Source organism: Bacillus sp. JJ783 (assembly GCF_036963225.1).
Taxonomy (GTDB): domain Bacteria; phylum Bacillota; class Bacilli; order Bacillales; family Bacillaceae_G; genus Bacillus_A; species Bacillus_A cereus_U.
The window spans coordinates 5224-11014 of sequence record NZ_JBALMG010000042.1 but is presented as its reverse complement, the minus strand read 5'-3'; the positions used below and the strand labels follow the sequence as shown (position 1 = coordinate 11014).

Below are 5791 nucleotides of genomic sequence, written 5' to 3'. Positions count from 1 at the left end.
CTGCAATAGCTGCTACTTTTACACCACCAGTTCCTTTCGATGATTTTGATTTTTTTCTTGGTTCCTGAAGTTTTTCAATATGATTTTTATAAAAAAGATACAAAGCAAAACCATACAAACCAAATGAAAGAATAAAATAGATGGGAGTTTGTAATTGTAACACTTCATAAGCATATTTTTGAGTTATAACTAATAATCCGACTGAACATATGGCGCCATATACTCCTCGAAATAGAGTGTATTGTAATTGTCGTTTCCGAGGATTGATAGCAATCCATATCGCCCACAAATTTAAAAAAATAACTGGAGGAGTTACTATATATACATAGAGTAATCGAAAAGGATTCGCAAAAGCAGGCAAAAGAACAAACACGTCTGCCCCCAAAAGGACAAGACCAATTACGTGGACTCTTATTTCATTTACAGGATAAAGAGCCATATAATGTGCAAAAGCTTTCTTATTAAAATCTATACTTTTTTTCATGTTAATTAAACCACCCTGCTACTGTTCCAATCGGTAAAAGTTTCATAGCTATTTATTCTCCTTTTTTAAATTTATCCATAATATTATGAGCAACTATATTCCATAGTAAAGAAAGTACGGTAACAAAAAGTACAGCTAAAGAAAAATAAATCCTATCCTTCCATGTATCATGTACATTCATGCCCATTATAATCATTATTAACGCACCAACACATATAACTATTTTTGAAAATTTTCGCATTCTATTAACTCGCTTCCTTCTCAAACTTAAATGAAAATCCCCGCCATAACCGTTAGGCGAGGTTGCGGAAAAACCTGATTCTTCACCTGCATGGAATTTATAACCATACCGGCCTATTATAATCTCACCTTTAATACATAATGAGCAAAATATATATTGGTTAATTTCACCAAACGTATTATGATGTATTATTCTGAACTTTTAAACGTTTTATCTTTCTATTGAATATTAGAATATAAATATTCAATTCTAATCATTAAATATTCTACTTTTTCTTGCTTTACAAGATTTTATGCAAAAAAGACCACCAAAAGGCAGTCTCAAAACTCAATCCTATTCCCCATCCCGCACTCCACCGCTTTCTCATACAAATACTTCGCAGCGATAATATCTACTACTGCCAAACCAACTGATTTGAAAATAGTAATCTCTTCATCATTTTCGCGTCCGGTTTTTTCCCCGCTTATGATTTGTCCAAGTTCGGCGTGGAGATTGCTAGTTTTATCGGAATTTGAAGGTCATCTGTTTCTAGATCATATTCAATTAAGAAATCCTACAAATGCCTCTTCTTCCTCATCTATAAAACCTACAAATATAATTTCTTCAATATCCTCATGATTAAATACAAATGTATACTCAGGATTAATGTAGCCTTCTGGATAAAAACAGCCAATATAGTCATACATCACAGGTTCTTTAACCATAAGTTTTTGTTTTCTTCCATAAATCACAATTTTCTTCGTCCCACCTTTTAATAGAACAATAGAACCATTTGGTAAAAACTTTTCTTTAGAAAATTGCATAATTCCCCATCCTTCCTTTATCTAAATGTAATTCTATATTCATGATGTTGCTTCTCCCTTTTCTTTTCCGCAGTCTTTACTGACTATAGGAGAACCACGATTATATACTTAAAATTCAATACAGACTCTTTAAATGGTTTCATGTGTTCTACCTCCACCTTCTATATGCTTCCTTAAATAATAATACCTATGGAGTTCCATAATGAAATGAAACAACATAAACGAAAGCATGGAGTATACACACATTAATACAATTGCTACCATCTTTTGTGTTGCAAAACCAAGACTGATATTAGCAATGAGTTGACCCAATCCTACAAAAGCCAATACTCCGAAGCCAGAATTTTTTTTCGATGACTTTGATTTTTTGATTGGTCCCTGAAGTTTTTTAATATGGTTTTTATAATAATGATTCAAAGCAAAAATATACAAACCAACTGAAAAAACAAAATAGATTGGAGTTTGTAATCCTAACATTCCATATGCAAACTTTTGGGTTATAACTAATAATCCTACTGAACATACGATGCCAAATACCCCACGAAATAGAGTGTATTGTAATTGCCGTTTCCGAGGATTTATAACAATCCATATTGTCCATAAATTTAAAAAAACAACTGGTGGAACTATTATGTACATATATATCGGTTGAAAAGGATTCGCAAAAGCAGGCAAAAGCACAAATATATCTGCTATCCCAATCACAAGAGTAATTATAGTCGATCTTATATCATTTACAGCATAAAGAGCCATATAATATTCAAAAACTTTTTTATTAAAATCTGTATTTTTTTTCATGTTAATTAAACCACCCTGCTACTGTTGACCAAGTTTTTTTCGCACCCGTTTTCACCATATCCTTAATACTATCATCTTCACCATCACCATCTAAATCAACATCCCATTTTACACCTTCTGTTAAGTATGTTAATCCTACTGAAATACCGAATCCTGCTGCTGCAACTACCAAAGCTGGCGCAGCAGGAAAAGCGGCAACGGTCAGAACCGCAGCCCCTACAGTTGTTGCTCCTCCTACTACAACATTACCAATAATATCTCCTGCAATTTTATCACTCGAGGCATTATCTTTAATATTATCACTTGTATCTGTATATGAATCTATAGCTACACTAGCCCATCCAAGCCTATCCTTTAAGGCCATTTTAGCTGCGCTTCCTTTTTTTAACATAGCTTCTATTTCTTTTATCTTAGGAGTAGCTGTTCCATTTTCGATTTTTTTTTCGATATCATTTACATAGTAAATCTTATGATCTCTATGCCGTCCATTAACTTTTTTATTATCTTTAACAGAATCATAACTCTCTCTTACAAGAACTCGTTTGTTTTTTCTATCAAAGTCTTTTTTTATCTCATAACCATTCCTTACTTTATAAACTGTATTCCCTACTGCAGCTGCACCTGAAAGTGTTCCGAATATATTCCCCATTCCATCTAATGGTACCATCGGATCAAAGCCAGTCATACCTAAAAATGACTCTTTTTTGTCTACTTCACCAGATTCAGAATCCTTATTTAACCTTTCAACTTCACGAGCTTTATCTTCTGTAATTTTTTGAATAGGACCCGTCCAATCCATATTCAATCCTTGTGTACTAAATGTACCGCTGACAACACTAAACCCTTTCCCACTTTGAACTTCCGCAAGACCTGCAGCAATGCTAGTTGCTAATTGAAGTGCTGTACTATAATTATTACTAGAGGTCTGATTGAATTGATACAAATGATCCAGCTTTTCTTGCAGTTTTTGCCTCATAACAATAAAAAGATTTACCATGGCATCCATACCCGGCATTGGCATAGCTTGATTAACAGCTTCCATACTTGTTTTCATTCGGTCAATTTCTCGAATTTGTTCTAACACTTCTTGTTCAATAACATCAGTTGAAGCTACCTGTGATTGAAATTGACTTGGAAAGGCATTATTCTGACGGATTAGTTCTTCACATAAGTAAATAATTCCTTGCGCTAAAGGACGAAAGGTTTGTACAAAAAATGCTTTTGCACTGCTATATGTTTGCCCCTGTAACACAGTATCAGTTGCAAAAGCATCAATCGACTGAATTGCTTGTTCCATACCTTGAATGGTGGCCGTACATACAGCGTTCATACTTTGAGTTTGGTTCTGTACTTCTCCCAAATACATATTTAAACTCATGAATTAGCCTCCTTTACTAATTGTTGTTGCTGATGTGAAAGATCATTTTCTAAGTCACTAAGATCTCGTTTCTCTTTAAACAATGTTTCTTTTTGGCTTTCCAATTCAAATGTAAGTTTTCGTTCGATGTATTGTGCTTCTTGACGCATATCCATAAAAAACAATGACATTTCTCTATCTTTATGCCAAGTTCCTAAAATACGATCAAACAAACGATGGTTTTGATTCTTCCATACATGAAAATCTTCTTCTACTTTTTCCTGTTTTTGAATCGCAGATTGATTTCGGTCCTGTTCTTCAAATACACTTCGTAACTTTTGATTTAACTGTGTAATTTTGTTTTCAATATCTCGATCCATCTTTTTCCTCCTACTATTTTACTTTACGTAGGTTGTTACATTAGCGAAAAGTGTTGTGAAGTTCGTTATCCATTCTCTCAAATTCATTAGATACCAAATGAATATTATCAACCGCTTGTTGAAAGGCAGTGGAAAATTGTTTCGTCAAGTCTAAAACTTGCTGATTCGCTTCTTGTGCTTTCAAATTAACAGATAATGTTGTACGCGTCGCCTTTGTTATAGAACGAGTTGTTGCACCTTGAATCCTATCAGAAGCTGATCCCATTTTCGTAGCAATTTGCGTTGCTGTTTGTAAATTACTTTGAAATTGTCCCATTCTTTCAAACCCTTTCTATAAGTTTTCCAAACGCATCAAAGAAATCTCATTAAATATATATCCCTATCAATATCACTCGCTGGGCACGCAATCAAATGAGCCATACAATATAAGCTGTATGGCTCATTTGAAATGCTTGTTATATAGAATAAAGCGTTTTTAATTCAAACCGAAATTACGTGATAATTCTTCATCATGAGAAGCAACAGCCTCTGCAGTTTTATTAAGCTGCATATTAATTTCTTGCAATAGCTGTGCAAAGTTTTGTACTTTTGGCTTTAATTCATTGAACTGTTGATCAAAACCTTCGAAAGCACGACCTTCCCATTCTCCTCTTAATTCATTTTGTAAGTTTTGTAATTGACGTAAAATATCCTCAATTTGATTTGCACCTTGTCCATATCGAGTCGCTTTTGATTTAAGCTCCTCTGGTGACATACGAATTTGTCCAGCCATTTTCATTTCCCCTTTAATACATAATAAGCAAAATATATTTTGGTTAATTTTACTAAACATATTATACTGTATTATTTTGAACTTTTAAATATTTTATCTTTCTATTGAATATTAGAATATTATCAATTCTAATCATTAAATATTCTACTTTTTCTTGCTTCAATTGTTTCTAAAATATAGAAAAGAATACCTAGATCAAATATCTTTTCAGCGTTAGAGATATTATTTCCGAATGTAATAATAGGTGCATTTAATCCAAATCTTTCATTCCATAGCAGCAAATGTTCCGTCGATGTGAGAAAGATCATACACAGCGCCCTCAACACTATCTATTGGATGTAAAATTGTGTTTAATATTCCTTTAAGTTCATCTAACACCGCTTCATTTTGCCCTTTTTTGTAGTTATGATATTGCCCGATAATAGGAGTATTTTCTATCTGGCGAATAAATTTTTCGTACAACTGATCCATCGCTTCTACGTTATTTTCAACAGTATCTTTAAGTTTATCAAACAACGTTTCTTCTATGTTCTTCTTTTACCTGAACTCGATTTGCTTTATCTAAAAAAGCATAATTCATTCATATATAATTTAAAAACCTCTACTTATATGTAGAGGTTTTTGTATGACGAAAAAACACGTAGTTCCATTGTTATTTTACAAACCCCAAATTCTTCCTCATCTTAAAGTGGAACAAATTTATTACTTAGAGTGTCTAATAAGTGTATTTCTAATGTTAGTTGTCCAGATTGGATACAACATATCCCGTTTGACATCTATTTTTATGTATTACAAAAAAATGAAAGGACTTATTATTCCCAAAAGTAAAAAGTATGTATTGTAATACTTTCACAGGTGAACCATTACAAGTGAAAACAAAGAAGAAATAACCCAAACCGTGACTTATCAATCATATAAAGTGAAACTTTAATCAGTGGGGGTTTTGTTCATCCCCC

7 protein-coding genes and 2 pseudogenes are annotated in these 5791 nt (G+C 33.0%); all 9 read right to left on the bottom strand.

Going from position 1 to position 5791, the window contains the following annotated elements; all coding sequences use genetic code 11:
• On the bottom strand, positions 1-484 hold a 484-nt coding region (locus V7038_RS09725), incomplete at its 3' end, for a hypothetical protein (RefSeq protein WP_335469978.1).
• Between the two features lie 561 nt (positions 485-1045).
• Positions 1046-1254: pseudogene (locus V7038_RS09720) on the bottom strand (ornithine cyclodeaminase family protein); the annotation flags it as partial.
• Between the two features lie 10 nt (positions 1255-1264).
• Positions 1265-1528 (bottom strand): DUF4176 domain-containing protein, encoded by a 264-nt coding sequence (locus tag V7038_RS09715; protein WP_070146215.1) that lies wholly within the window; start codon positions 1526-1528, stop codon positions 1265-1267.
• 129 nt (positions 1529-1657) lie between these two features.
• On the bottom strand, positions 1658-2326 hold the full coding sequence (locus V7038_RS09710) for a hypothetical protein (RefSeq protein WP_070169883.1): 669 nt from the start codon (positions 2324-2326) through the stop codon (positions 1658-1660).
• Between the two features lies 1 nt (position 2327).
• Complete coding sequence (locus V7038_RS09705; protein WP_078175280.1) at positions 2328-3704, bottom strand: T7SS effector LXG polymorphic toxin; 1377 nt, start codon at positions 3702-3704, stop codon at positions 2328-2330.
• Complete coding sequence (locus tag V7038_RS09700) at positions 3701-4063, bottom strand: DUF3958 family protein (RefSeq protein WP_078175281.1); 363 nt, start codon at positions 4061-4063, stop codon at positions 3701-3703. The genes V7038_RS09705 and V7038_RS09700 overlap by 4 nt, the downstream gene beginning before the upstream one ends.
• 40 nt (positions 4064-4103) lie before the next feature.
• Positions 4104-4379 (bottom strand): TIGR04197 family type VII secretion effector, encoded by a 276-nt coding sequence (locus V7038_RS09695; protein ID WP_078175282.1) that lies wholly within the window; start codon positions 4377-4379, stop codon positions 4104-4106.
• Between the two features lie 159 nt (positions 4380-4538).
• Positions 4539-4835 carry a WXG100 family type VII secretion target gene (locus tag V7038_RS09690; protein ID WP_000918597.1) on the bottom strand — a complete coding sequence of 99 codons (297 nt, stop codon included), beginning with the start codon at positions 4833-4835 and terminating at the stop codon, positions 4539-4541.
• Positions 4836-5102: 267 nt separating this feature from the next.
• A pseudogene (locus tag V7038_RS09685) lies at positions 5103-5363 on the bottom strand (hypothetical protein); the annotation flags it as partial.
• Positions 5364-5791 lie beyond the last annotated feature (428 nt).

Bases quoted from the DNA above. Each gene is read 5' to 3' on its own strand.
- V7038_RS09715 (WP_070146215.1), bottom strand. From the start codon at position 1,528: ATGCAATTTTCTAAAGAAAAGTTTTTACCAAATGGTTCTATTGTTCTA.
- V7038_RS09710 (WP_070169883.1), bottom strand. From the start codon at position 2,326: ATGAAAAAAAATACAGATTTTAATAAAAAAGTTTTTGAATATTATATG.
- V7038_RS09705 (WP_078175280.1), bottom strand. From the start codon at position 3,704: ATGAGTTTAAATATGTATTTGGGAGAAGTACAGAACCAAACTCAAAGT.
- V7038_RS09700 (WP_078175281.1), bottom strand. From the start codon at position 4,063: ATGGATCGAGATATTGAAAACAAAATTACACAGTTAAATCAAAAGTTA.
- V7038_RS09695 (WP_078175282.1), bottom strand. From the start codon at position 4,379: ATGGGACAATTTCAAAGTAATTTACAAACAGCAACGCAAATTGCTACG.
- V7038_RS09690 (WP_000918597.1), bottom strand. From the start codon at position 4,835: ATGGCTGGACAAATTCGTATGTCACCAGAGGAGCTTAAATCAAAAGCG.